This is a genomic window from Candidatus Nitrosocosmicus sp. R (genome assembly GCF_054408505.1).
Map to the genome: position 1 here is coordinate 2,482,638 of NZ_CP167090.1, position 26,523 is coordinate 2,509,160.

General features: G+C 33.3%; 27 protein-coding genes. 7 read left to right on the forward strand and 20 right to left on the reverse strand.

Annotated elements, in window-relative coordinates; translation table 11 throughout:
* Positions 1 to 95: 95 nt before the first annotated feature.
* Positions 96 to 755: an MOSC domain-containing protein gene (locus tag AAGU22_RS12870; RefSeq protein WP_458719506.1), complete on the reverse strand. Its 660-nt coding sequence runs from the start codon at positions 753 to 755 to the stop codon at positions 96 to 98.
* A gap of 96 nt (positions 756 to 851) precedes the next feature.
* On the reverse strand, positions 852 to 1,679 hold the full coding sequence (gene tatC, locus AAGU22_RS12875; RefSeq protein ID WP_458719507.1) for a twin-arginine translocase subunit TatC: 828 nt from the start codon (positions 1,677 to 1,679) through the stop codon (positions 852 to 854).
* 145 nt (positions 1,680 to 1,824) lie between these two features.
* Between tatC and moaA the strand changes: the two genes are divergently transcribed.
* On the forward strand, positions 1,825 to 2,820 hold the full coding sequence (gene moaA, locus AAGU22_RS12880) for a GTP 3',8-cyclase MoaA (protein WP_458719508.1): 996 nt from the start codon (positions 1,825 to 1,827) through the stop codon (positions 2,818 to 2,820).
* Between the two features lie 213 nt (positions 2,821 to 3,033).
* Here moaA and AAGU22_RS12885 read toward each other — a convergent pair whose 3' ends face one another.
* Positions 3,034 to 4,353, reverse strand: a complete 1,320-nt coding sequence (locus AAGU22_RS12885; protein WP_458719509.1) for a molybdopterin-dependent oxidoreductase — start codon at positions 4,351 to 4,353, stop codon at positions 3,034 to 3,036.
* A gap of 188 nt (positions 4,354 to 4,541) precedes the next feature.
* Here AAGU22_RS12885 and AAGU22_RS12890 point away from each other — a divergent pair, with 188 nt between their 5' ends.
* Complete coding sequence (locus AAGU22_RS12890; RefSeq protein ID WP_458719510.1) at positions 4,542 to 4,706, forward strand: hypothetical protein; 165 nt, start codon at positions 4,542 to 4,544, stop codon at positions 4,704 to 4,706.
* Between the two features lie 210 nt (positions 4,707 to 4,916).
* On the forward strand, positions 4,917 to 5,825 hold the full coding sequence (moaCB, locus tag AAGU22_RS12895) for a bifunctional molybdenum cofactor biosynthesis protein MoaC/MoaB (RefSeq protein WP_458719511.1): 909 nt from the start codon (positions 4,917 to 4,919) through the stop codon (positions 5,823 to 5,825).
* A gap of 29 nt (positions 5,826 to 5,854) precedes the next feature.
* Here moaCB and AAGU22_RS12900 read toward each other — a convergent pair whose 3' ends face one another.
* The 12 genes from AAGU22_RS12900 to AAGU22_RS12955 all read right to left on the reverse strand — a co-directional run bounded on the left by AAGU22_RS12900 (position 5,855) and on the right by AAGU22_RS12955 (position 17,812).
* The gene (locus tag AAGU22_RS12900; RefSeq protein ID WP_458719512.1) at positions 5,855 to 7,138 is read right to left on the reverse strand and encodes a molybdopterin molybdotransferase MoeA; all 1,284 of its coding nucleotides are present in this window, start codon (positions 7,136 to 7,138) and stop codon (positions 5,855 to 5,857) included.
* A gap of 127 nt (positions 7,139 to 7,265) precedes the next feature.
* On the reverse strand, positions 7,266 to 7,805 hold the full coding sequence (locus AAGU22_RS12905) for a molybdenum cofactor biosynthesis protein MoaE (protein ID WP_458719514.1): 540 nt from the start codon (positions 7,803 to 7,805) through the stop codon (positions 7,266 to 7,268).
* Positions 7,806 to 7,812: 7 nt separating this feature from the next.
* Complete coding sequence (locus AAGU22_RS12910; RefSeq protein ID WP_458719515.1) at positions 7,813 to 8,073, reverse strand: MoaD/ThiS family protein; 261 nt, start codon at positions 8,071 to 8,073, stop codon at positions 7,813 to 7,815.
* A 336-nt stretch (positions 8,074 to 8,409) separates the two neighbouring features.
* Positions 8,410 to 8,826, reverse strand: a complete 417-nt coding sequence (locus AAGU22_RS12915; protein ID WP_458719516.1) for a hypothetical protein — start codon at positions 8,824 to 8,826, stop codon at positions 8,410 to 8,412.
* Positions 8,827 to 9,237: 411 nt separating this feature from the next.
* A complete protein-coding gene (locus tag AAGU22_RS12920; protein ID WP_458719517.1) occupies positions 9,238 to 10,335 on the reverse strand; it encodes an ABC transporter ATP-binding protein in 1,098 nt (365 codons plus the stop codon).
* A 13-nt stretch (positions 10,336 to 10,348) separates the two neighbouring features.
* Positions 10,349 to 11,170 carry a molybdate ABC transporter permease subunit gene (locus AAGU22_RS12925; protein ID WP_458719518.1) on the reverse strand — a complete coding sequence of 274 codons (822 nt, stop codon included), beginning with the start codon at positions 11,168 to 11,170 and terminating at the stop codon, positions 10,349 to 10,351.
* Between the two features lie 426 nt (positions 11,171 to 11,596).
* Positions 11,597 to 12,439, reverse strand: coding sequence for a hypothetical protein (locus AAGU22_RS12930; protein ID WP_458719519.1), 843 nt, complete (start codon positions 12,437 to 12,439; stop codon positions 11,597 to 11,599).
* A gap of 260 nt (positions 12,440 to 12,699) precedes the next feature.
* On the reverse strand, positions 12,700 to 13,410 hold the full coding sequence (locus AAGU22_RS12935) for a helix-turn-helix domain-containing protein (protein ID WP_458719520.1): 711 nt from the start codon (positions 13,408 to 13,410) through the stop codon (positions 12,700 to 12,702).
* Between the two features lie 251 nt (positions 13,411 to 13,661).
* The gene (locus tag AAGU22_RS12940; RefSeq protein ID WP_458721786.1) at positions 13,662 to 15,266 is read right to left on the reverse strand and encodes an MFS transporter; all 1,605 of its coding nucleotides are present in this window, start codon (positions 15,264 to 15,266) and stop codon (positions 13,662 to 13,664) included.
* A 28-nt stretch (positions 15,267 to 15,294) separates the two neighbouring features.
* A complete protein-coding gene (locus tag AAGU22_RS12945; RefSeq protein ID WP_458719521.1) occupies positions 15,295 to 15,843 on the reverse strand; it encodes a MarR family winged helix-turn-helix transcriptional regulator in 549 nt (182 codons plus the stop codon).
* A 208-nt stretch (positions 15,844 to 16,051) separates the two neighbouring features.
* Positions 16,052 to 17,176, reverse strand: a complete 1,125-nt coding sequence (gene hflX / locus AAGU22_RS12950) for a GTPase HflX (RefSeq protein WP_458719522.1) — start codon at positions 17,174 to 17,176, stop codon at positions 16,052 to 16,054.
* Between the two features lie 378 nt (positions 17,177 to 17,554).
* Positions 17,555 to 17,812 (reverse strand): hypothetical protein, encoded by a 258-nt coding sequence (locus AAGU22_RS12955; protein ID WP_144732226.1) that lies wholly within the window; start codon positions 17,810 to 17,812, stop codon positions 17,555 to 17,557.
* Positions 17,813 to 18,180: 368 nt separating this feature from the next.
* Here AAGU22_RS12955 and AAGU22_RS12960 point away from each other — a divergent pair, with 368 nt between their 5' ends.
* Together AAGU22_RS12960 and AAGU22_RS12965 are read left to right on the forward strand one after the other, a co-directional pair.
* Positions 18,181 to 19,278, forward strand: coding sequence for an MBL fold metallo-hydrolase (locus AAGU22_RS12960; protein ID WP_458719523.1), 1,098 nt, complete (start codon positions 18,181 to 18,183; stop codon positions 19,276 to 19,278).
* Positions 19,279 to 19,603: 325 nt separating this feature from the next.
* Positions 19,604 to 20,074, forward strand: a complete 471-nt coding sequence (locus tag AAGU22_RS12965; protein ID WP_458719524.1) for a hypothetical protein — start codon at positions 19,604 to 19,606, stop codon at positions 20,072 to 20,074.
* Between the two features lie 120 nt (positions 20,075 to 20,194).
* On the opposite strand, the gene AAGU22_RS12970 is transcribed toward AAGU22_RS12965, so the two are convergent.
* The 3 genes from AAGU22_RS12970 to AAGU22_RS12980 form a co-directional block, all read right to left on the reverse strand.
* A complete protein-coding gene (locus AAGU22_RS12970; RefSeq protein ID WP_458719525.1) occupies positions 20,195 to 20,452 on the reverse strand; it encodes a ChaB family protein in 258 nt (85 codons plus the stop codon).
* Between the two features lie 352 nt (positions 20,453 to 20,804).
* Positions 20,805 to 20,954 (reverse strand): hypothetical protein, encoded by a 150-nt coding sequence (locus AAGU22_RS12975; protein ID WP_458719526.1) that lies wholly within the window; start codon positions 20,952 to 20,954, stop codon positions 20,805 to 20,807.
* A 673-nt stretch (positions 20,955 to 21,627) separates the two neighbouring features.
* Positions 21,628 to 22,080: a hypothetical protein gene (locus tag AAGU22_RS12980; protein ID WP_458719527.1), complete on the reverse strand. Its 453-nt coding sequence runs from the start codon at positions 22,078 to 22,080 to the stop codon at positions 21,628 to 21,630.
* Between the two features lie 609 nt (positions 22,081 to 22,689).
* Here AAGU22_RS12980 and AAGU22_RS12985 point away from each other — a divergent pair.
* A complete protein-coding gene (locus AAGU22_RS12985) occupies positions 22,690 to 23,046 on the forward strand; it encodes a DUF6659 family protein (RefSeq protein WP_458719528.1) in 357 nt (118 codons plus the stop codon).
* A 590-nt stretch (positions 23,047 to 23,636) separates the two neighbouring features.
* Positions 23,637 to 24,461: an adenylate/guanylate cyclase domain-containing protein gene (locus AAGU22_RS12990; protein WP_458719529.1), complete on the forward strand. Its 825-nt coding sequence runs from the start codon at positions 23,637 to 23,639 to the stop codon at positions 24,459 to 24,461.
* A gap of 386 nt (positions 24,462 to 24,847) precedes the next feature.
* Here the strand turns inward: AAGU22_RS12990 and AAGU22_RS12995 are convergent, their stop codons facing one another.
* Together AAGU22_RS12995 and AAGU22_RS13000 are read right to left on the reverse strand one after the other, a co-directional pair.
* Complete coding sequence (locus AAGU22_RS12995) at positions 24,848 to 25,219, reverse strand: hypothetical protein (RefSeq protein WP_458719530.1); 372 nt, start codon at positions 25,217 to 25,219, stop codon at positions 24,848 to 24,850.
* Between the two features lie 346 nt (positions 25,220 to 25,565).
* A complete protein-coding gene (locus AAGU22_RS13000; protein ID WP_458719531.1) occupies positions 25,566 to 26,522 on the reverse strand; it encodes a hypothetical protein in 957 nt (318 codons plus the stop codon).
* Between the last annotated feature and the right edge of the window lies 1 nt (position 26,523).

Here is a 26,523-nt window from a genome sequence, read left to right on the forward strand (position 1 = left end):
TTAAAATAAGCAGATGGATTAGGTAAAGCATGATACAAAGATACAAATCAATATAGTATCATTGCTAAAAGCACAAAGATTTAATTAGTTAGTATCTAGCTCTTCTGCAACCGGGCTACTTTTTGACCAAAATAAATTCTCCAGGATTCGGGCAAACATTTTAATTTTGTTGCTCTTTTCATTTTGGATATAATTTCTCTATTATTACTATCATTTATATATAAACTAACAATATCATTTATAGTAACATTATTTTTATCCCTGTATAACAATTTTATGTCGTCCCCGGCACCTAATTCACCTTCTTCTAATACCTTGTAATATATTCCTGGACGTCGACTATTGACGAATTTCTCTAAGACATCCATGCGACCAAATTTGATCCCTAGTTTATAACAAGGCATTCGAGGTTGTGTTACAACTAACCGTGTTGAACCGATTTGATATTGATCACCTATGTTTACCATGTCTTCGGTTAATCCCTGAGTAGTAAGATTTTCTCCAAACATCCCGAAAGGCATAACAATTGTAGGGTATACCGCTTTCCAATATTTGTAATGTTCCTCAGGATATGAATAAACCGCCTTGTCAAATCCACCATGAACCGACAGGTCTGCTTGTGCATCCCCATCCAAATTAAGTGTGGTTACTTTTACCCTTCGCTCTACAGGTTCTTTGAATATGCTCGTAACAACTTGTCGCTTCCCATATGAAACCTGTCTGGGTAATCCCACGTTAACTGAAATTACTTTCATCATAGGTCTTATCTACCTAACATAGAAGTTATTCTTAACTTTAATTCTAGACTTGATTTCAATTACCATATTTTCAATTGTCTAGATTAGTTCCAATCATATTTTGAAATTCGCAAGTCTAGTTGAATTATATTTTGAAATTCGCAAGTCTAGTTGAATTGTTATTATTCCGATGACGTACAAAAGCATCAATGGTCCCACTACAAACCACATGGTTATTCCGCTCCCATCCGGAGTTATGATTGCACCCAGTATGACTAGAAAAATAACCACGTATCTCAGATTATCCTTCCAGAAATTTGTATTAACGATTCGTGTTTTGGTTAGAGCCCACATGACTACTGGAAGTTGAAAGGCAAATCCAAATATCAACAACATATTAACGACAAAAAGGATAAAAGGAGTGATTTCAAAAAAAGTTAGTACACTTATAGCCTGTCCATATTGGTACAAGAAATCAAGAGTATATGGAATTGCAACATAGTAAGAAAAGAGACAACCCATTACAAATAATGATATAATCGGTACAACGATTCTCTTAATGACTCTTTTTTCAGAATAATGGAGTGCAGGACTTAAGAAGGCAAACAGTTCCCCAAGTATGACTGGCAAAGACCCCACAATTCCGATTATTATGGCCACGTATACCTGCGCCGTAAAAGCCTGCCCTGGAGTAGTTTGTATCAAGCTAACGTTATTAGGCAGTAAGTCGTTCTTCATCTGGGAAATTACTTGAATAGATAAACTGTTAAAAGTATCAGGATGAAGGATAAATAAACTATATCCGTCAAATTTGATCACAGTGACACCAAGGGTCATACACACAGAAACCAATATGATCATTACAATACATATTCTGGTTACTCTTACTCTGAGTTCGTATAACAGTTTTACAAATGGTTTATCCTCAGATATCTTTATCACCCTTGTCTAATCCATCCAACCTAATAAACTGTTTTAGCAATATTGATTTCTTAAATTTTCATCTTGGTTAATTAGCGATGTTTCGTAAAGGCCTATATACATCAAATGGGTTTTGACATTATATCACACGGTAGAGGAAATGTAATTGAGTAATAACCTTGTAGATAGTTTTGGAAGAATAGCAAAGAAACTAAGAATTTCAATAACTGATAGATGTAATATGCAATGTGTTTACTGCATGCCTTCAAACAATACCAATTGGTTAGAGCAAGACAACATTCTAAGTTATGAACAAATAACTCGTCTTGCCAAGATATTTGTATCTTTAGGAATTGAAAAGATAAAAATTACAGGAGGAGAACCTACAGTTCGAAGTAACGTAGAGAATTTAATCAAATCTTTGTCCTCTATTAAAGGATTAAGATCAATTAGTATGACTACAAATGGAATACTAGTAAAAGATAAAATAAAGATTCTCAAAGAATCTGGATTAGAAAGTTTGAACATTAGCTTGGATACATTCAAACCTGACAGATTTAAAGCCATGAGTGGAATTGATGGCTTTTATAAAGTAAGGAACGCAATTAATACTGCTATCGACGAAAACTTACCAGTAAAAATCAATACTGTAATTATTAAGGGATGGAATGATGATGAAATATCACATTTTGTAAGATTTTCAAGAGACACTGGATGTATTGTTAAATTTATTGAATTCATGCCGTTGGATGGAACAGGCATTTGGTCTGAAGAATTGGTTGTAAGCAAGAAAAGAATGATAGAGATAATAAACAAGGACTTTGATCAACTATCTCCACTTTATAATGATAAATCTGACCCCGCTAGATTATATACCTTTGAGGATGGAAAAGGAGTTATAGGATTTATTCCCTCCATCACAGAGCCTTTTTGTCAGAACTGTGATAGAGTTCGGATTACTGCAGATGGTAAGCTTTACAGTTGTTTATTTGACAAGTCAAGCAATGATCTAAAGAGTTTACTTGAAGAGGGAAAATCAGATATAGATATAATTAAATGCATCAACAAGTCAGTGCAGGAAAAACCTGAAGGAATTATTAAAATTATTAATACACACTCATTAAGGCCAACTTTGAATGTTATGCACACTATTGGTGGATAAACGCCTGAACGAAAAACAGGTGTGCAGAAAATATGTACGACGTTTAAATTTGGATTCCAAATAGGAAGAATATACCATTTCTTTGGTAATCGCGATAAATCGGATCTACTCTATTATGTTTTATTTGATTTGATTTACAGTTTCAGATAAGAAAACAAAAAATGCGGATTATGTACAAAAGACAAAAATGGTTTTACATCAAAAATGCAAATTTTATACTGAAATATTTACTTGATTATAGCCTCCAGCACCGCTTGGAAATGGCTCTTCTAATTCAGAAGTCTGGATCTGACCGGTCTTGTCTGTTGCTCTCACGATAATTTTATAATCCCCTTTATCTGCAGCTGTAAAGCCACTTGTCCACAAAACCCATGTATATTGTGATAATGGATCTTTGACTATCGCAGTTTTCCACGTAGTTCCCCCATCTACACTTACTTCAACTTTGGATATTCCTCTATCACCTGCAAATGCTATCCCAGCAATAGGAATGTTTTTACCATTCAGGAAGCTGCTATTAGGCACTAAATTCGGGAATCTATCATCTATGGGTTGATTGCCAGGTATAACTATAGATGAATAAATATTTTTGATGTCATTATTTGTCCATCCTTTTCTTTGCCAAAAGCCTTCGTACGTTTTATCTACCAACTCTATTTCTGTAATCCATTTTGGATTCATCATTCCATAGAATCCGGGCACTATTGCTCTAACAGGATATCCATGTTCGCTGGTCAATGGCGAATTATTCATGTCGTACGCTAAAATGGTGCCATCCATCATGCCATTCTCCAATGGAATTCCTACATCATATCCATCAGAACATCTAAACACAATATATTTAACGCCAGACTTAACCCCAGCTTTAGAAATGATATCTCTAAGTCTTACTCCCTTCCATAAAGCGGTGCTTACAAGATTTCCACCTATTTTGTTGCTAATACATGTCAAGGTTGCAAATTCTTCAACTGAATTCATATCCTTAAGATCTGCATAGTTAATTACAACAGGGTTATCCACTAGGCCTTTGATAGTGAGATTCCAGTCACTAGCATTGATAGTGGGTATTACCGTGTTTATATCTATCCTATAAAAAATAAAGGTTGGAGTCACCTCAGCATCTACCAGGGGAGTAAGAACAGGATTTTCAAAACCAGGAGGTTTGGATTTTGATTGCAAAACTTGCTGAATAGACTTGTCAAGGGCTTGGGGCTGTCGTTGCTGTTGTCCTGACCCAGATATTAAACGATTAAATCCAAAATACACTAATGGAAGGGCAATAACTGAAATGATCAAGGCACGGATCATATCTCTCTTGTTATAATCGATATCGAAAGTTTTGTTACTTTTATTTAAAACATCATCATCATCATTAGAAGGAATTTCAACCAGATCAATTTTCTTATTCTTATTCTTATTCTTATTACCAAACAAGAATGCAAAGATCAATCCAAAAGCGGCACTTGGTAATAAAAATATTACAAATGAATTAATAGGAATAGATACAGATTGTCCAGGCGTGGTACTAAGCACCAAAAAAACAATTGTTAGTATAATCAAAATTAAATAAGAAATGAAAGTAGATAGTATGGATTTAATTACATAGTGTGGCGATTTCATTTTCATAAACAATTTACCTAAAATGATACCGATTATACCCCAAAGTAGGATGTTTGCTACCGTTGCACCTATAAATGTAGAATATTTAGCTAAAGGACCTAGTGTTAGTACCTGCTTGCGATTCGATTTCGCCAGAAGTAATTGAGATTAATCCCTGGGAAGCAATCTCAGGTATGAATAATCCATTAATGGTTAACTTCAATAAAATTGATAATGATAGACTCGCAATTCCTGCAGCAAGACCAAAAAGAAAAAATACAACATAATTATTGCCCCTTATCCTTAGGACCACCATATAATCAAAAAACATGATGGATTTAAGGTTTTTTCCAAATTCAATCAACATTCATTCGTATCAGTCTACACGTAATTTGACCCAAACAGTGACTTTACAGATATAAAGCCTCGACACTCATGATATGGCACAATCTTAATCTTATATAGATAATTTATTCTAATTGTAAATAATGGGTGGTATGATTGATGTCGGCGACAAACCAGAATCCCTTAGAACTGCTGTTGCTCAAGCGCTTTTATCATTTGATAACAAAATTATGAGCATAATAAAGGATGGAAATTCCCCAAAGGGGAATATTTTTGAAATAGCAAAAGTGTCAGGTACTCTGGGAGCTAAAAAAACTTCAGATCTTATTCCATACTGTCATCCTATTCCGATTGATGATGTAAAGGTGGATGTTACTATCGAATCTAGCTATGTTAGGATTCTAGTCAAGGTAAAAAGTATTTGGAAAACAGGTGTCGAGATGGAGGCGTTAACGGGAGCAACTATCGCGGCTTTATCCGTATATGATATACTAAAGCCTCTGGACATATCTCTATCCATTGATAACATCAAATTATTAGAAAAACATGGAGGGATTGGAGATTTTAAGGAAAACTATGATAAGAAACTCCAAGCGGCTGTTATTACAATTAGTGATTCTAGAAAGAAAGGTCAAGATGAATCTGGTAAATTGATAGTTAGTGCCCTTACAGCAAACGGATTTAATATTGTTGACTATAAGATAATTCCTGATGAAATTAAATTAATAGAGAAAGAATTGATACATTATTCTGACAAACTCAAAGTAAATATGATTATTACTACTGGAGGAACAGGGGTTGGACCCCGGGACGTCACTCCAGAGGCTACAAAAAAAATCATAGAAAAGGAAGTGTCAGGTATATCAGGGAATCTTCGAAACTATGGACAAAGTAGGACCCCCCTCTCCATGCTCTCACGTGGGGTTTCAGGAATTAGAGGGAATACATTAATTGTGAACATGCCAGGTAACACCAATGCAGCTTCTCAATCCATAAATGCGTTATTTCCAGGGGTAATGCATATTTTTAGAATGATTGCAGGGCATGGTCATCATAAATAGCAGTGCAGTGAAACATACACATAGATGCTTCATCTAGTAAACTGGATGTCGTTAACATATGAGTAACCGGGCAAAATATTTACTTGTACCACGTCTCCCTTAAAAAGATTTATTACATTCTCAGGAACAGTTACATAACCATTAGTGTCGACTATCAATGAAATACTCTGGGTTTCGCCCATTATTGGTTTTGCATAGAACTTGTCTTTTATTTTTATAAGGCGGACATATACTATTTTTCTAAAATCATGAAATTTCTTCCGACAAGTCCAATCTTCAACCATTATGGCAGAAATGGCAAAAACACTAATTTTAGTTTGTCCCGAAAATAGAGAGATCAAGGGCCTTGCAAATACAAAAAAGGCATTCAAACTGCCTTGAATTGGTCCGGGCATAATTATTATTGGCTTTTTATTGACGACGGCAAGTCCGGTTACTCTACCCCTGTCGAGTTTTATTTTATGAGCTATAATATCTGACGAAGTCATCGAATCAATGGTTGATTTCACAACATCCTGTTTACCGGCTGATGTTCCTCCTATCGTTATAATTAAATCAGAAGTTTTTACGGCATGATTAATTTTTCTTTTTAGGATGTCCACGTCATCTGGTGTAACTCCCATATCTATTGATATGCCACCTAATGCACTTACTAAGCAAGAAATAATAGGACCATTTGTGTTGACTACTTTATGTTCTTTGTTTTCTTCAACATCGTTTGTAAGTTCGTTACCTGTAGGTATAATAGAGACTAAAGGCCTTTTAAAAACTGAAATTTTACTAATCCGTAAAGAAGCCAAAAGACCCATGTGTTGAACTCGTATTGCCTGTTCTTTACATAACACCTTTTTTCCTTTTTTAATATCCGATCCAGTTGAATAAACAAAACTTGCTTTTTCTACGGGTTCAACTATCTCCACTAGATCGTTATTGATTATTTTTGTGTTTTCTATTGGTATTACTGCATCGGATTTTAATGGCATATATCCACCAGTTTGTATTCTATAAGCTTCTCCTTTTTTTAGAATATGGCGTGGTAAGATCCCTAAAGTTGATTCAGAGCGTGAAATCTTTAAAACAACAGGATTTTTCTTTGATGCTTTAGTCACATCGCTAGATCGGATTGCATATCCATCCATGTGAGAAGAATCATAGGTAGGTATATTTTCTCGTGCAATAACATCATCTTTTAGGATCCTTCCAAGGGATTCAAAAACAGGAACAAGTTCTATATTCTTAGGAACTGTTATCTTTTCTAAGAGAATTTTGAATGCCTTATCTACGGTAAAATAGGCATTAGAATTTTTTTTCATATACTAATTCATTCATTTAGAAAGAGAACGATATTAAATTTGTTCAATATTATGCAGGGCGTTTTATTCAAATTTTTACTTCCAGAGTTTGAACCAAATACTTGTATTTGTATTTGTATTTGTTTTCTCAATTTGTCTTGATTAATTTCCCATCTACCCATTTTTCATCGCCTTTTGATAGAATTTCTTTTTTCCAAATTGGCACCTCTCGTTTAATCTTTGCAAGAATGTATTTACAGGCCGTAAAGGCATCTTTACTATGAGGAGTTGAAAGTGCTATGATTACACTGTTGTTCCCTAAAGCTAATTCACCTATTCTGTGAACTATTTTTATTTTTTTAATACCATACTTTTCCATAGCCAATTTTTCAATATTTTTAATCTTATTTTCAGCCATTTTTACATAAGATTCATAATACATTTTTTTTACCTCTCCATTGATTCCAAAGTTTCTTACTGAACCTACAAAAATTACAGTTGCCCCGGAATGTCCCTCAGTGTCCACCATCAAATTTACAATATCATTGATATCAATTTCTGATTCCGTTATTCTTTCAGATGATGATGATGGCTCGAGTGAGTCTTGGTTAATAATAGATCTACGTGGATCATTACTAGAATTAGGTTCTGATTTATTGGTCTTTTTTTGCAAATCTCTACTTCTCAAATCAAAACTATCCTCCAGAAATTGGTGGTAGAAGGGCCACTTCATCATTGTTTTTTAGAATTGAGTTTGAGTTTGAATCGACAATGCGATAATTGACAGAAATTTTCATGTTTTTTATGTTTTTTATGTTTGGATACCGGGTTAGTATGATCGAAACAAGTTCCTTTATCGAAGTATTTGTAGACAACTCCATTATTTCCTCTTTTTTTCTAGTTGTTTCATGTACAAAGGCAAAATATAGGACGGTGACACGAATCTTTGGTATCATCTGGGTTGTCATGAATACTCCTACTATTTAAAATGATAAAAACTATATGAATTGTCTGTGATTTGGTCTACGTAAACTAAACCCATTTCAAATAGGTCATACCACTAAAACAGTATGTTAACCAGAAACAGTATTTGATTTTCAAAATGCCATTTTTAGTATGTTTTGAATAGCAAATTATAAAAAATGTAGAAGATAATCTCCTCTACCCGAGAGATTGATAATAGCACCCATTACACTATTTTTAATAGTTAAAAGGTATTCGATGGGCACAAAATACATCACGAGTAAAAAATATGAAAATCGAATCAAACTAAAAAGGAGGAGTAATGAAATTCAAATTAAAAGCTTGTCAATTTCCTTGTCGATTTCTCTTAAGATAAAATCCAGATCTTTTTTTAGATTATTTAGTTCTTCTATAGAAAGATTATTTATTTCTATATCTTTGTAATAAAACCTCTGAGACCCAATCATAGAATGAGATAAATCTATTCTGAAAAGAGGTTTTTTTCCTATTGTCTCATTGGATGGCTTTACATCCTTTTCATTACTTGTCTTTTTCTTATTTTGAGAATCGACTTTAAATTCAACATTAGGAGCATGTGAAGGAGAATGAATCTCGATCACCGAAGAATAAATAGAAATCTTATTAAAATCAATATCAAGGGTTTGTTTTATTTCGTTTAGGATTTTTTGTCTTTGATTATAGTTCTTGTTAATTTTTTTATTTATTCTATTTCGTAAATCTTTCAACTACAAGAAAATGGATGTACCATTTTTTTATAAATCTTTAAAGGTTTTCTCGCTTTCGAACAAGCTCCACCAAATAACCCAATGGCAAACTGCCAATCATTGGACAAATCTCCAACGATAGATTCTCCAGATAACAAACCAGAATTAAGAGAGGAGATGAATGAATATGACATAGTTACTCAGTCGACCTCATGACCCGGGTCAACTAAGGAACATCCTTTATTTTTTAGCTTGTTGATTGATGGTGTATCATGACGCAGACATTAAAGTTAAATAACTATTCTACTTTTTTGCTTTAATCTGTAGAATTTTTCCTCATATTGATACGATAGTTTAATTTCCTTGGAATATTCCTTGAGTATTATTACCTATCGTTAAATAAGTAACTTTAACAACTTCCATTATGAAATTTTATTTACTTTTATCTTCACGCACAATATGAGGAGCAGTAGCCTTGAATATGGCATAAACATACTTGCCCTCGACGATCTTTAAATGTTCTTTAGATTCCTGGGTAATCCTTGATACTAAACTGATATTATTAATAACTAAATGAATATTTAGTATGCCTGTTTTGATGTTTGAAGCATAAATGGCGGCTATTTTTGTCTTAATGATGTTTCTTGCGCTGGTGCGGACAAAATCTACAGCCAAGATAATATCTTCAGGTTTTATTAATACTCCTACAGTAGAATCAATTGGATAATCCCCCAGGATTTCAAATTTATGTTCTCCTACTTTGAAAGTAGTAATCCCATTTGTTGAGTCAATAACACAGCCCTCCAAATAATTATGATCCTTTTGAAAAAACTCTGATATTGAGGAGGTTGACATGGGTTGATTATTTGGAAAAGCTAGCATTGTTTTTAATGTATCAGTCTTTTTGATAACGCCTTTTTCTAATACCGAGACAGAATCAGCAAGTGCATATACGTCATCTTCAAAATGCGTTACATATATTCCCAATACTCCCTCTTCCTTGAGTATTCGTCGAAGATCCTTTCTCAACTGAACTCGAGTTTTAGTATCAAGATGAACAAGGGGTTCATCCATGAGCATTATTTTTGGTTTCGTCACAAGCATTCGCGCTAGGGATATTTTCTGCATCTCCCCACCACTTAACGCATGTATATCTCGGTCAAGAAGATTGGACACTCCAAAGGACTCTACAAGTCTTTTAATTTGTGATTTTTTATTGTCCCTGACAGATTTTCCAATACCAAATACAATATTCTCATAGACATTCAAATGCGGAAAGAGGCTTGGGTTTTGAAAAGAATATCCAATTCTTCTTGTTTCAATAGGTGTACTGGTTATATCAACACCATCGATGTAGATAGACCCTTTTTCAGGTTTTGTCAATCCCACTATTAAGTTTAGAAGAGTGGATTTACCACTTCCAGTGGGACCTATCAATACCATTATTGTGTTATCCTGCAATTTCAGATCAATCGGTCCTAATGTAAATCCTGGAAATGACTTGGTTAAATTAATTATTTCGAGGGTCAACCTAATCTCTCCCTCATGAACTTTCAAAACTAAAGATTTTATTGTTTTTTCTAGTATCACCACTTGATTTTTTCATAATTATAGAATATACAATTATGAGAATTATTGAAAGTAAAATGGATAAGATTATTCCCGGAATAGCTTGTGATAAACCTCCTACGGCATTATCTTCATATATTTGGATAGAAATGGTATGGGGATTATAGGCTAACATCAAAGTTGCTCCCAATTCTCCAATGGCCCTTATCCATGTCATCATTATTCCAATCAAAATCCCTTTTTTTGCAAGTGGAATCGATATTCTTACGAAAACCTCCAAATTTCTCTTTCCAAGAACTCGTGCAACATTTTCTAATGATTTATCGATTGAATCAAAGGCAGCCATACTTGCAAGGATCATAAATGGAGAGGCGACATATGTCTGCGCTATGATAATCCCAATTATTGATTGAGTGAACTCAACATTGGGAAACAGTCTATCCAGAAATGATTGGGGATTAAACACTCCCAACAGAAGAGCACCACTGGCTAGTGGTGGCAACACTAAAGGAATAACAATGATAATTTGTGCAACAGATCTGCCTGGAAATTTATATCGGGATAGACAATATGCCAAGGGTATGCCAAATAATGCAATCAGCAAAGTGGATACTGACGCAGTACCTATGCTTAAAAGAAAAGCGTCAATGACTCTCGGCCTTATGAGTGATTCTAGTAAGCTGTTGGGTTCAACAAAAATCAAGATACTAAAGAGCGGATAAATAATATATAACAAGGCAATTCCGGATAAAACACATATTACAAGTTTGAAGTTGATCAATCGGGTATTATTCATAGAGTTATTCTTTGAAAAAACTAGTTACTCTGATTGCATTTATTATTATCGTGTCTCAATCGATATATTCATCTCTAACCATAATGCATTATCGAAAGTTAATGTCCAATTAAAGTAATTTTGTATCCGCTTATGGCGTTTCATGATTTTTTGAAAATACTTTATTTTACAATGAAAGGACTTTACATTTCAATCAAGATTTGAACAATATTACATCCTCTAAATCCCTGCATGTGGGAATATGATAATAGTCAGTTTTTGCGATTCTTATAGTGAGAGCATCGTCATTCATATCGTCTTTTTTTTTAACTTGATTCACAAAAATAGGACACAAGTAGAAAAAGGAAATACCTTCCTTTTTTATAGTTTCATTTGTCTGTCTGTCTGGTTGATACTAATGCATTTATCCATGTAGAGATGTGTAATTCAGCCAAAATACTGATCTACATAAGTTTCCGAAATTTCTATATAAGGTTCCTCAATTGCATTCTTTTTAGTATTTAGATGATTGATTTCCGATCTTATTTCATTCCTATGAATAATTAGTTTTTCGATTTCTGAATCGATGCTCTGTATGCCTCTTAATCTATTGATAAGTAATTTCCAAGTTTCATTTTTGGAGTTTTTATCGGTATTATTTTCAATACCATTAGCTGCATTTCCGCCTTGAGATGAGGTATTAGTTAGAAAGTAACCATTTTGAAGTGAAATTACGAGCTGACTCATGTTTATGATATCTTCATTTGTTACTCCATTGTTCGCTAGATGTAGCAATAAAGAGGCCACTTGGCTTTGGATTAGTAAATTTGATTTGTGGTGAGGAATTTCATTTTCCAATTCATCTATTTTTGCACTCAATTCTTTTATTTTGGTTTCAAAACCTAGTTTGTTATCATACTGATTCTCAATATCATTTAGAAACTTTGTAACGGCGTCCTGTGGTAGTATATGATTAGCTATTGCGGTTTCAATAATCGTACCATAAAGTTGTTTAGGTTTTTTAAGATTAAACCCCATCCCGTCGAGTTCCCGGTATATTTTCATAGTTTGTGTAGAGATGTCAAGTTGAGAATTTGTGGACGCAATCTGTTTAGGCAAGTCCTGATGTAAAGGGGTATTTAGATTTATGTCATATTGAATACGATCTATTTCTTTTCTTAATGATTGAATTTGTTTGTATTCTTTCAGTATGTCAAGAATATTGTAGTTGTGTGTCTTAAAGTCATTAATTATAGATGAAAAAAATATGATTTCTTCATCTAGATTCATGTTGTAATTATCAGACAATTCTTGTTTTAAGAAATCATACCACTGCAAATGAGCTAAAATGTTGTTGTTTTTGCTAGTCGTTTCTCTAAGGTTAATTTCTAGAGCCGATTTTTTATTTTCTAGGAAGGATATGTCAATGTTTAGGGATTTCCTATACTTTTCTTGTTCCTTAAGCTCTAGTTTGATTTGATTGATATAGTAAGAAACTTGCGAAACAAATGGGATTTCAATAGATGCATCTGGTTTATGGATTTGCTTCGTTAACGTATCACCTTTAATCTCAAAGTTTTGTGGAATATCATTACCAGATTCCCTTTGATGAGCCTATCCAGATAAATCATGATTTCAGATTCATCCTCATTTTCATGGGATAAACAAAGATTATTGTCTTTGTTAATAGAGAAAGGGGATCCACATTCAAGAGAGTGAAAAAAATCAAGCAAATCTTTGATAAATCCTATAAAATCGGATGGTTTAATATTATATTTTTTACTGTTATTGTAAATATCTTCAATGAAATGGTGAAAATTATTTTTTGTAAATGCATCTTTATTTCTTCTCCCCCTTCTTTCCGTTAACCCATGAGATGGAGATCTAAGGGGATCATTATCATTTTTTCCTATTTCCCAGTTAGTTGTTCCATTTCTGATACATTCCAAAAGATCTTGTTCTGGAGCAAAATCATCTCCATCCTCAAATTCATCGTTGATACCCAATTCCTTTAGAATTTGAACGATTCTAAATCCCTGAGCACATTGTTGAATTGTCATTCCTGACTTGCTTACAACAGTTGCAAATTCCCTTATTTCTTCAATTCCAATGCTCCCCAGCTTATCCTTCCAGCGTTTGACCAAATTGTATACGGTGCCTTTGGATAGATTAGTTTCTTTGACTATTTGATCAAGGGTTTTACCGTTGAGATATTTTTGAATAACAATGTCATTTCTAAAAGATGTAATTACGGTCTTCATAATAATTATGTGATGCTAGCTTAATAAAGTAGTCAATTTGTTACTCATTTTAGTCAGCATTCTAGTCGATAAAGTCAAAAAAATAGTCAATTAATTAGTGCTTAAAATATACTCTAGATAGCATCAAAGAAAAGGTCATAGTTAGAGCGTATTCAAATAAATTTAATCATAAATAGGGTATAGATGACCCAGTCTAAATCATATTGATAAGAAAATATTGATAAAATCGATTCTAATCCCAAGAATATGTTCTATTGCAAGTAGGGTTTAGCATGTATTTTTTTGCTTAGTACTATAGACATGCTTATAGCAGCTATTGAGAAAACCAGGGCGCTAAGAAATATCAGATCAAAAGAGAATGAGGAAGGTAATGATTTAGTTATTCCTTGTATATTAATTAGCGACTGATTTGTTTGCATATACATCGCAGCCAAAGCTGGTCCAATTGACGACCCCACAATTCTCAACATTGTACTAATCCCCATCGTTACACCTGTAAATTCAACAGGTGTAGATAGTATAGTGACGTTAACTGCCCCCACGGCAGCAAGGGAGAGGCCAGTCGATAATATCGCCAAGCCTATAGAGATGGAGATTTCTGTTGAATGAAACAAATATAACATCGAAAACCCGGTTGCTGTAAGAACAGTACCTATAATCATTGGCTTTATTGATCCCAGTTTTGAAATGATAAATCCAGAAGTAGGTCCAAATATTAAGAGGACTATCGCGAAAGGCAATTGGATTTTACCAGTATTGATAGCATTTTCACCAAATCCGATAGGTTCTGGGCTTTGTACCAGTATAGGAATAGTCTGAAAAACCATAAACATCGACAAGCCTACTATCATTATGATCATATTTGAAAGCAAGATTGGTGGTCTCAGGAAAATTCTAAAATCTATTAATGGATATTTGATTCGCCTCTCCAAATGAACAAATAAGATTAGAGATATCACTCCAATTATCAAAAATGGCGCAATTTGTTCCAAGGAAGAATAAGGACTAGTAACAGCATTACCGGAAAAATTTGATGTATTTTGATCTGGGGATGGTTGCAAGTATGTTAAGGAGAGCAGAAAAGAAACAATAGTAATCGCTAGTAAAATTGATCCTTTAATGTCTATTTGAGAATAAATCATTTGTTTTTTCTTTGGAATTTTGTTTGAAGAATTTTTCAGTAACTTTGTATGTTTATCTTGTTTTTCGCCCTTTTCCTCAAGATTATTATTGTCAGAGACTTTAACATATTTTCGTATCATTAGCAGCAAGAGTATCGAAATAGGAATTATTGTAAAAAATGTCATCTTCCATCCAAATTCATGAATAATCAAACCCCCGACTGATAATCCAATGACTGAGCCTGCAGCAAACATCGAAGTAATGATTCCGGTTGTGATGGAAATTCTTTCCCTTGGAAATTGATCTCGAATAATGCTAAATGCTATAGGGAACATTCCTAGTCCAATGCCCTGAATTGTCCTTGCTATTATCATAGTAAGAAAATCGTTTGCAAATCCTCCTAAAGAAACTCCTACAGTGTATATAGCCATGATAATTAGCAAAACTTTTTTTCTTCCATAGATGTCAGACAGTTTACCTGCTATAGGGGTTATAACTGCCCCTGCTATCAAATAAGACGTCAAAATCCATGATGATAATCCATATGAGACGTCAAAATCATTGATTAGAGTAGGAATGGCAGGTATCAACATTGTTTCTGCATACATAACCATTGTGGCAAGGCAACTCAGAATGAATAGTACTTTCCATGGTTGTGATACCGTTAGTAGACTTTTGTAATCAAAAGAGGACCCCTTTATTCTTTTAGATGTCAGTTTCTTTAACCCCCCAATTTTTTATTTTTTAACCCTTTTACCAACCTTAGAGATTAGTTTTTGTGGATGTATGTCGTTTTTCAATAATAATGTTCGATGTAGGTTGATTGATTAATTCCCGTTTTTGTTTGATTTCTTCTGAGCAACTTAAATTGAATTTATCTTGCAAATTAAGCCACATTTGTACCAAAGTTTTTTTTGTTGTGGAAATATCCTCTTCAGAAATTTGATCGAGGCATATTTTTTTTATTTGAGAGACACATTCTATAGTTTCATCTAGAAATTCGTGTGCCTTTTCGGTCAACAATATGCGATTAATTCTTCGATCCTTCGGGTCGATCTTTCTGATTACAATTGCATCCTTTTCTAATTTATCGATTATTGGGATAAGGGTCGGCCCTTCTAAAGATAACTTATCAGCAATTTCCCTCTGAGTTAATCCAGCAGCATTATTTGCAAGTATTATTAGCACTTTCCATTGTCCAAATGTAATACCAAATTTCTTACGTAATTCTTGGTCTATTACATAAACTAATGATTTACCCATCCTATTGATGATAAAACCAATGCTATTCTGAAAATCATACTTAATCATATACTATGCACTAATAAGTAGTATACTAATCAATAGTATTTAAATGATTAGTTATAGAAAAATGATAATGGAGTAATTGAACGCATCTCTGCAATTTCTATTCAAAATAAAATCAACAAAGATTGTATTAATGACACATACTCTGTCATAGATAGGGCATCATTGTACTAAATAATTTGCGATATTGTTTAACTAAACAGGAGATCAATTACGAAGGAGTGAGTTTTGAGGGTTCATCCTTTACGTGGGCCTTTTTTGAAGCTATCAAATTTCTCAGTTTATGAATCCCATATCCTGATTTTGATGAAATGGCAATCTTGTCGATTGTATCGTCCATGTATTTCATTATTTCTTGTATTTTGTCTGATTTAGTAGTCTCTACTTTGGTCAACACTATGTATAATTTTGACTTGTCGATTTTGAGTTCCTCGAGAACTTTCCAACAACTAGAATACTTTTTGCCAATATCCTCTAAATTCTCTGAACAATCAATCAAGAAGAAAATCAAATCGGCTTCAAGTGATTCTTCTAATGTGGATTTGAAAGCGTCTATCATGTAATGTGGAAGTCTGCTGATAAAACCTACTGTATCCACAACCAAGACATCTACATCACCCTTATTGTCAATATTACTAGAATTGTCGAGTGATCTTGTGGTTGTTGAAAGTGTTGTAAACAAATTAGCAGAAGTTTCTTTATTTTCCTTAGTAAGTAGATTGAAAAGAGTTGTTTTTCCCGAACTTGTATATCCAACAAGGGAAACGATGAACATTCCTTTTCGTAGTCTTTGCTTGCGATACTCGTGACGCTTGAGATTTGCATCTTTTAATTTTTCTTTCACAAATCCCATCTGTCGTTTTAAATCACGGAATTGAACATCTACGATGTATTCACCCATTCCTCCTTTTCCTACCCTCTCATTACTTTTACTCATGAGTTTTGCATTTTCTCTTACACGAGGCATCTTGTATTGAATCTCAGCTAATTGGATTTGCAGTTTGGATTCATTCGTTGTAGCCCGAGAATAGAAAATATCAAGAATCAATCTTTCTCTATCAATTATTGGAATTTCTATAAGTTCTTCTAAATTAAATATCTGTTTTGCACCTAAATGTTCATCAACAAATATTTTTTCTATATTACCTGCTTGTGAAACAAATTGTTTTATTTCTTCCGCTTTGCCAAACCCCATACCATATTTAGCGCGGTTTAAGTACTTTTGAGTAAAAACCTTTACTACTTTATAATCTGGGATTGATTCAACCAAACTTTTGGCTTCTTCTACTGCAAATTCTTCAGGATAAGTAACTAGTATTATATTGGCTTGATGCAAATTAATGACTTTTCCATATGATTATTTGGATCATATTTATTATACATATGTATTGGATATATATTTTGAAAGTCCAATAAGATAATTTTAGATTATAGAGCAAATCAAAACAAAATGAGAATATATTGTTACTTTCTATTGGTCAGCTAGATTCAGTGCTGATTACTTCACTTTATCAAGGTTTTGATTATAATTCATTAGAACTCAATTGAAAATAGAAAAGGGTTAGAATCTAGAGGAATATACAAGTAATTAGTTTGAAAATCAATATCATATCTTATTTCGATATAAAAGACATCAAATTGGTTTACGCACAAATAAAAATATCATACTGTATTTTGATCTTAATTAAGATGGTCTAAGAAGCTGACTGTCCCATTAGACACCTATTTCTGCTGCTAATTTCAACATCTTCTTTCCTTCTTTTGTTAGTTTATTGTAGGTTCTATTCTTAACGATGTTTCTTTCTACCAACCCTCTCTCTGAGGCTTTAAGCAGTAACTTGTGTCCATAGCCGTATGCACCAAGTTTTTTCAACAAGTCTCTAGTGGAATATTCGTTCTCACCTATAGATTTGATTAATTTTACCAAAGCTCGTTCTTCTATCATTATTTTGATTAAGTTTGCATCTCGCATACCAGTAATGACACAGATTGACTATTTATTAGTTACCCTTTGATGGCAACAAATACCTCATTTGGAGATGGTCACAGAACCATTAATATCTACTAATCTCAATATAACACACCAATCTCATTAAAAGGATATCTATAATTTGGATATTTTGTATCATATTCTGAATACATAAAAAGGGGGATAATGATCAGTTTTTGATTACAGATATATTTTCATATATGGTATCAAATGAAGATCAAACTAAAGATTTAACTAGATTAATACAACAATATACATTATTAGTTCGGTCTATGAGTTTCCTGTTTTCGAAATCTTTGTTCTCTCAGGATTAAAAAGCCTTTATACCCCATGAATTAATAATAAATGGAATGATATTAAAATTTTTAGAGAAAAATCTATCCACATTCTCTTTTATGACTATGCTAAGTGCATTAATCCTATTACTCTCCAATTCACTGGTTCCCAATCAAACCTCAGCTATCACTCTGGAAGAACAAGAAGGATTTTCAAATTTGATTCTAGTTTCGACATCAGCCAATAGTCAACAAGACCCAAACAATTCAACTTCCGTTAATGCTACTCAAATACCGGAAAAGGCCAAAGGACCTGCAATACCATCCAAGGGTTACTTAGTCGAGGAAATACGCGACGGTCTTTATTGGGTTACTGATGGAGTTTATAATACCATGTTTCTTGTGAGTGAAGATGGTGTAATCGCTGTTGATGCACCACCTTCCCTGGGTGAAAATTATATCAAGGCAATCAGAGAAGTAACAGACAAACCGATAAGATATGTGGTTTATAGTCATTCTCATATTGACCATATCGGGGCTGCTGGAAACATTTATCCAGACAATGTCTCGATTGTAGCTCAAGAAGAAACAGCCAAATTATTAAAAATGGCAAATGATTCAAACCGACCAATCCCTACCATCACCTTTAAGGATAATTATAATTTGACCCTAGGTAATCAAACTCTAGAACTTGACTATAAGGGTGTTAATCATGAACCTGGCAATACGTACATTTATGCTCCAGGTCAAAAGACATTAATGTTTGTAGATGTCATCTTTCCAGGTTGGGTTCCATTCAAGGATTTGGCTGTAACCACGAATGTTTCTGGTTTTGTGCAGGCTCATGACATAGTATCAAGTTATGATTTTGATACACTTGTTGGTGGTCATCTCACTCGATTAGGTACTATGGAAGACGTGAATACTCAAAAGGAATTCATCACGGATTTGATCAATGCTTCAAAGGCAGCAAATAGTAAAATCAACTTTATGGACTATGTCTCAAAATATGGACTCACAAATCCATGGCTTACATTTTCTGAATATGCTGATGCAGTAACTAATGAATGCACCACTACAATGCTAGGAAAATGGAAAGATCGATTGGGAGGAGCAGAGCAATTTACAGAAAGTCATTGCTGGACAATGACTGAAAGTCAGAGAGTCGATTGATTAGTATTATTATTTATATTAACTAATCGATCAATTCTTTTATAATTTTAAAACATTTATGAATTTTTTAATAAATATAAGAAATTGAGAAATAAGTAGATCCGGGTTCTTTTAGTCCACGAAACTACTCTAAACCATTAGATAACGTTTAATAGTATTTGTATTACTCGAGTAAACACGAAATACGAATCCATACCAAATGAAAACTATGCCTTCAAATTGAACGATTCTTACCTAATTACCAATTATCATATAAGTATGGTCTTTGCAATTTAATCATATAAACTCTTTTTCCAAACTAACATTAATGATCTTGGTAATGTTATTGATTCTTAATTACACCAAATTCCCAAATTTCGTCTTTTCCCAAAATAATAAAATCAACGTTAATCTCATTGTTAACGGTACATGGATAAGTAAACGTGACAATCTCAATATAACAATGTCCTTAATACCTCCAATGCCAATAATTGATCAGACAACAAAAATCAACTTTGAAGTAAAAAAATTGGATATTTCAGGTTTTTTTGACACTGCAAGTGCAAAAATAACAATAACGGATCAAGATGAGAGATTATATAAATTTGACAATAAATTTTTTCCAATAGTAGATGGAAATGTTTCTGTAGATTATCTTTTCCCTGTAGAAGGCGAACATGAAGTCATCTTACAGCTATATAATAATTCTAGACCTTTTACCGTAAGCTCATTTGATATATTAATACCACAATCGGTCCCCAATGGTAATAATATTGTATCTAACCTATTTGGCAATCAGTTCCCTCAGGTTATTTAACTCTAACTAACCAAGTTCATTTTGGAATGAGATTTGGCTTGGAATTTATAAATAAACGATTTAAGATCTTATTTGATCAATAGTTATAAAAGAAATTAATAAAAACAAGTCATTATTCATCTATTTCTTAACCCATTCATCACCCTTTTTCTTATATTCTTTCTTCACAGCAGCCCAAGCTACCTTGTGAGCCACTTCTTCTACATCCTCCTTTGCACCACCCCTCCTCTTCTTCGGGTCTTCATATTCTTTGAGGGCGCTAGCATGTGCTTTCTTAAAAATATGCTGAGCATGTTCCGGCAGCTGATCTATTCTTTTCTCTGTTGCCTCAGATAATTCGACGTCTTCCTCTTTTTTCCTTTTGTCTTTTCCAGGCATTTCAATCATACCTTAACCATATTGATAATCTTCCCTGTCGAATTTCACAGTGATTAAATTCTGTTTCATTTAGCATTGATCCTCTGTGCCTCTTTTTTTGAACCATACATCACAATTTTTCATGCAAAACACTGGGCAACATACATTAAATACTAAATGCTTTGACCAATTTTTCAAAGTGAAAATTACGATTAATAGGCGAAATCAATGTTTGTAAAAAGAATCGCGGATGATCAAATAATCATACCAAATCGATAGTCACTTAAGATGACCTAGTCTCCAATCTTGAACTAAAATAGTAACGCTTTACCATTTAACCGAATCAGCTAAAATAAAATAAGAATAAAAAAGATTAATTCGTATCCAATTCCTTTATTCTTTCTTCTACTCCTTGAACTTTCCTCTTCAAGGACTGATGATATTCCTTCAATAATTGAATTTTCTCTTCTTTAGTTAGAAAACTTCTTCCAGTATAACTTGAACCATAGCAACCGTAACCCATTATTTCACCTCCTCATCCATTCCATCGGAGTTACGATTCATAAAGAATAGGACGTATTTATAGATATCGTATGTCCAATATCATTTTTTTACAATGTACTTATTTGAGAGCAGCAGGAAAGAGCCGAAGGATGATAATTTTTTTGTCCCTCTATTAATTTCTGAAAATAAACTACTTGGTATTATTTAGTTACAAAATGATTAAGAAGGAAAAACGATAATCGAAGTAACTATTTCTACTGTTATTACAATGTGCTGAAATTTGAGTATGTTAAAAAGATAGACAAAAAAAGGCAAATATCAACCACCTGTACTAGGATATAGCTTCCTAATTATAACCAAGATATGAATTTCGATTTGTTAACCATTTTGGTAAATGGAACTCGGTCAAATAAAGAGGGATTAACATCTATGTGAATAACTTTCAAATTCTTGTTAAGATATTGTCAATCGAGTTGGAAAAGAAATAATGGTTACTATGAAAATGTTCTTCGATATTATTACAATTAAGACAATTCCAAGTAATGACTTCTTCACACGAAGAATTAGATACATTCATGCATATTTGATGAGGTTCTAAAACAGATCCACATTTTCTACAAGAATCTGTATTGTGCAATGACTATTTCCTCTGGTTTAGTCAACGTTTTCTAAAAAAATAAAAATTCTTGGACTTAGTTCTGTGCTGCTGCGTTACTTCCAGAGTTCTCTTGACTTTGGACGTTGATGTTGTTACCAGAACCTATTGTATCTGCACCTGATACTACTTGGCTGTTTTGGCTGGAGGATTGAGATTGACTGATGCTTTGGTCTGCAGAGTTTCCACCGTTGTAGTCATTGTCATCGTCTTGTGCTAATGCATTGTTTCCACTGTTCTTTTGATTTTGGAAGCTAACATTGTTACATGATAGGAATGTAGTTCCACCAGAAGCACACAAGGCATTTTGAACTGATGCTTGCGATTGGGATATAGACTGTGAGGCCTTATTTCCTTTCTTTTTAGTTGCAAAAGCATCATCCATAGCCACTAGGGGACTTGCGAAAAGAGCTAATGCTACTACTATTGCAATTGATGCGACAATGAGTTCGCTATTTTTATTTTGGTTGTGAATATTTGTTTTATTCATACCTTTGATACTATAGAAAAAATATATTGGGATTGCTAACTAGATGCAATACTCTGATATTCTAGCAGTTTTAGAATTAGATAATAGATCAAAAAATTCAAGAAGAATTAGGGAGGAATTTAGAAAAAAAGATTAGAAAGTATATCATTTGAAGAATAATTTTGTTCATCCTAGATTAATTGCTCATGACTGAAAACGTTTCATAGGTTATTGAGGCTAGTCATTATTGTAATAGATCTATAAATTGAAATCAAATTTCAATTCTTTTGAATGCAATTCCTAGTGGCTAGTATTCGATTACAAGACATTTGACGTCCTCCTATAAGTGAAATGAAGATAAAAGAATTGGAAATTTCATCCAAACACTTCATAGCATCAAAACTTGACCCTACACAATAAGTTCAACCACATTCATGTTTATTATTACCTAGACTTTAGGTCTAAAAAAATTAATTAGTAGAACTATTAAGGAGACCATTTGGATATAAAATTATGAATTTTGTATGATTTTTTAAACTAATAAACTAAAATTCGGATAATACCAGCTAAAAATCATATTTTATTATAAATTTATGATATGTTTAATACAAGCCATCTATCTATATTATCATGGATTATGATAAGATTTGTAAGAGTGTTTTAGATATCGATCCAAAAGTTCGTTTTGCAGGCGTTTGTGATGAAACCGGTGAAACAAAATATGGTGGCATGAGAGATGGTAAACCTAGTCTACTTTCACCTCAAGAATCACAAAAATCTAATTTGCAAGCAGTGGGTAGATGGGGACTGAGAAAATCGCTAACTAGTAAAACGGGAAAGGGAATATATGCAATGACAGAATATGAAAAATTGAAACGAATAACATTTCCTTTGGATGATGATGATCATCTCCTTGTGGTGACTACGGAAGTTGATGCAGATCACGGAAATATTATTAGCAATACCCTCAAATTAATTAATCAGTAACAAAATAAGAAACAATCTACTTTTTTTGATCCTTTGCATATCCATTTTGAGATTAGCATAATAAATCCGATTTAGGGTCGGTACAAAGATACAGGGATATCTATAATCACAACATCCTAGCGGTCGAACTACAATTTGTTAATCGATACAATAAAGCAATAAATTTAACCTTTACTGCACTTAGTTTTATATAGACCAAGAAGCAGAGGAGGTTGGGTAAGACAGGTATAAATACAGAAGTAAATTAGAATGTTCGTTGAATAATTTATTTCACCTTGTCTATTAATTAGCCCCTAATGTTTGATAAAGATAAACAATTTTTTGTTGTTACCACAACAATTGTTTGTAGTAATTTTTTTCAATCAATACTAGTCTAATACTTCAGGGATGACTTTGAAAGGCATTGAAAATATTCTTTTTGAAATCAGCTTTACTAGAATATACTAAAAGATATACCAATAATCGATATGTGTTTGTAAGATGAGTCGACGTCGACTTCATGCAGCAAAAGATTTTAGTCAAAAGGAAAATTGTCCAGAAAACAACATATTCTAGAAATCCTTTTAAAGCATGATCTTAAAATTTACTCTTTGAAGGAAGAGAATACCGACTCGGATAAGCAAGCAAATAATGACAAACTAGATGATGAAGATAGAAGGGTTCTAGAAGACATTATTTACAAAAAGAGTAATCAAACTGAAAAGGAAACAGAAATTTTTGATCTAAAGACATTGGTTAATTTAAGGCAAGATCGATTATGGGGAGCAATAAAAGAAAGATATCGATACAACACATCCATTAAAAGAGGACAAAACTATTTGCTAAGACATGTAGATTCTAAAGTATCATTAGTAGTAATGTATGCTGACTTGGTCGGCTCCACTAAGATGAGCATGACCCTGCCGGTAGAAAAATTAGTGACGGTTGTAAGGGCGTTTTCCCATGAAATGTCCTCAGCCATAGAAAGCCTTAATGGATATGTTCTAAAATATGCTGGTGACGCAGTTATCGCTTTTTTTCCTTCCGGCTTCAACAAATATCTAACATGTGATAACACATTCAGATGCGCTGAATCCATGATTAACATCATCAAGGACGGTATCAATCCCATCTTAAGTAAACATGATTACCCAAGTCTTTCGGTCAAAATTGGTATCGACGAAGGGGAAAATATTGTATTTCAATACGGTTATGATAAGAGTTCTCAAGTTGATATTTTGGGTTACACAATGAATGTAACTTCGAAAATTACTTCTATTACATCACCCAATGAAATATCTGTTGGAGAAAATGTTTATAAACTACTACATCCACAAATTCAAACTAATTTTAAGCAAGTCAATTTTGAGAATAGTGATTGGAAATATATTGACATAAAAACAGGAAATCCTTACAAGGTTTATACCTTAAAGTAATCGGACATCAGAATACCATCAACCCCGTTTGATCTTATTCCAATACTAATACTGCTTATTTTTTCCCACTTTGATTACATCTATACAACATAATAATCCACAGGATTGTAATGGTACGCGTGGGCGGATATTTACACGAGCGTGTTCTACTTCAAATCTTCCTAGATATGATTAAGTGAACTAAGTCATCCAATGAAATCTAGATCAAGATAGGAACATTCTGTGTCAAATACATTATGATCTCAATGATCATATGATTTTTTCACAACTGATTTATTTAAATATACATCAGATGGTAAAGTATTTGGGTCATACCGTTCGCGAGTACCATCATGCATTTTAATTCCCATCATTCATAACTCAGGTCAAGTGATGATGTTCAGATATCATCTTCTGGTAACTATAATTATTGCAGTAATTATAACATATGATATCTGAAATATTTCTATTGCAACTGCCAATTCAGTTACCCCAGGTGGTGTCGACTGAGGATTCCCAACCGATTCAATGACTACGTAACCAGTTAAACCCACTAACACAGCCGTACCCGCAAATCCGATAATATTCCAAATCCTACCCCATCTTTTTACCATGGGTAAAACCCAAAAGAGCTGTACCAGACCAGAAATCAAAAAAAACGTAGCGTATTGGATACCAGCAACAATCGAGCTTGGAACTAACATGAGGTGTAAAATTCCAGCTATACCGGTACATACTGCAGCCCCCAGATATAGGAGTGTTCTATTAGTATTTGGCATTTCTGATCCCAATCCACCTAACTATGATTAATGCTGTGAATTGTCAACGCTCCACTATATATTCCATTTGTTGTAGGCTAATTCAGTTCATAGATTGACACAATATGAACTGCATACCTTTCTTTACATTATCTCAACACTAACTGTGGTAGTCCACTGTCCACTTATTGAAGTTCATTATTTAATTTCATACAATAAAACTTGTGTTAACTTCCAAATTTATTTTAATTTTACCTTGCTCTAGATTAATATTAAATTGTCCAATAAAACAAAGGAATTGTTAAAGTTTTTTTGAACATAAAATCTTTTTGAAGTTCGTCTGATTCCTTCAATTTCTCTACCAATTCTAATTGTTTCCAGAAACTCTCAAACATAGAAATATAAGAACGACGGTGGGAATACTGTTACTATATGTAGCAAAACCAATTGCCGATTTAAAGTCAACTGCATTATCATCCTTCATTTCCATTGCAATTGAATATGATTTATCTGTAATTATTATGACCGATTTAGCATCTAACGATGTTTCAATTTCTTTGCATTGAACCATGTTGTCATTATTTATTCCAATAATTTGTGTTACTTTGGAATTATAGAAATTTGATGGTAGTAACAATTTTATAAACTCTTTTCGATGTAAATTCTTAAAGTCCCAATCAGGGTTAAATGCGTCGGTTTTTGTATTTTCATAATCATATTTCTTTTTGTTGCATATTTCATGGAGAATCTTAAGAAATCCAGCAGTTATCCAGCGGGTAAATTCGTTTTCAGTTGGTATTACTATTTTAATTTGGTTGTGTGCAGACTTTAATAAATCTATTAATAAATTCTTTATTTCAAGCGGTTCCTGGATCGTCTTAATGATTTCAGGTTCAATTCCATATTCAAGCTCCTTTACTCGCATCGCTGCTGGGATAGCCTTATCCCAGAGCATGTCAAAAAATGATTGTTGTTGTTCTACAAATGACTTAACCGTACTGTGAATTAACTGATTAAGTGAATTTGATTGTACCATGGTGGCAGAACCACAATACTCTGTATCGGTAACACCAAAATTTCCTTTTACATTAGGTAAATGTCTAAGATCGGCTATTTCCATTAGCTTTCTACAATAAGATATGTTATCACTATTTATTTCCGTGATTTGTCGATGGACTGTCTTTCTATCCCTCAACTTGCTTAATTCTTTATTCCAAGGTAATACTTCAATTGAAACGCTCGGAGATGTAGAATCGCCACATATATCAACAGTTTTTTTAGCTCTTGAAACAACTTTGCATGCCAATTCAAGTGCAAGCCCCATT

Coding starts and splice junctions, on each gene's coding strand:
- AAGU22_RS12975 (WP_458719526.1), bottom strand. CDS start 20,954: ATGGGTTACGGTTGCTATGGTTCAAGTTATACTGGAAGAAGTTTTCTA.
- AAGU22_RS12960 (WP_458719523.1), top strand. CDS start 18,181: ATGATATTAAAATTTTTAGAGAAAAATCTATCCACATTCTCTTTTATG.
- AAGU22_RS12930 (WP_458719519.1), bottom strand. CDS start 12,439: ATGAATCTAGATGAAGAAATCATATTTTTTTCATCTATAATTAATGAC.
- AAGU22_RS12935 (WP_458719520.1), bottom strand. CDS start 13,410: ATGAAGACCGTAATTACATCTTTTAGAAATGACATTGTTATTCAAAAA.
- AAGU22_RS12910 (WP_458719515.1), bottom strand. CDS start 8,073: ATGATACCAAAGATTCGTGTCACCGTCCTATATTTTGCCTTTGTACAT.
- AAGU22_RS12925 (WP_458719518.1), bottom strand. CDS start 11,170: ATGAATAATACCCGATTGATCAACTTCAAACTTGTAATATGTGTTTTA.
- AAGU22_RS12945 (WP_458719521.1), bottom strand. CDS start 15,843: ATGATTAAGTATGATTTTCAGAATAGCATTGGTTTTATCATCAATAGG.
- AAGU22_RS12955 (WP_144732226.1), bottom strand. CDS start 17,812: ATGCGAGATGCAAACTTAATCAAAATAATGATAGAAGAACGAGCTTTG.
- AAGU22_RS12970 (WP_458719525.1), bottom strand. CDS start 20,452: ATGCCTGGAAAAGACAAAAGGAAAAAAGAGGAAGACGTCGAATTATCT.
- moaCB (WP_458719511.1), top strand. CDS start 4,917: ATGATTGATGTCGGCGACAAACCAGAATCCCTTAGAACTGCTGTTGCT.
- AAGU22_RS12985 (WP_458719528.1), top strand. CDS start 22,690: ATGGATTATGATAAGATTTGTAAGAGTGTTTTAGATATCGATCCAAAA.
- AAGU22_RS12995 (WP_458719530.1), bottom strand. CDS start 25,219: ATGCCAAATACTAATAGAACACTCCTATATCTGGGGGCTGCAGTATGT.
- AAGU22_RS13000 (WP_458719531.1), bottom strand. CDS start 26,522: ATGGGGCTTGCACTTGAATTGGCATGCAAAGTTGTTTCAAGAGCTAAA.
- AAGU22_RS12900 (WP_458719512.1), bottom strand. CDS start 7,138: ATGAAAAAAAATTCTAATGCCTATTTTACCGTAGATAAGGCATTCAAA.
- AAGU22_RS12980 (WP_458719527.1), bottom strand. CDS start 22,080: ATGAATAAAACAAATATTCACAACCAAAATAAAAATAGCGAACTCATT.
- AAGU22_RS12870 (WP_458719506.1), bottom strand. CDS start 755: ATGAAAGTAATTTCAGTTAACGTGGGATTACCCAGACAGGTTTCATAT.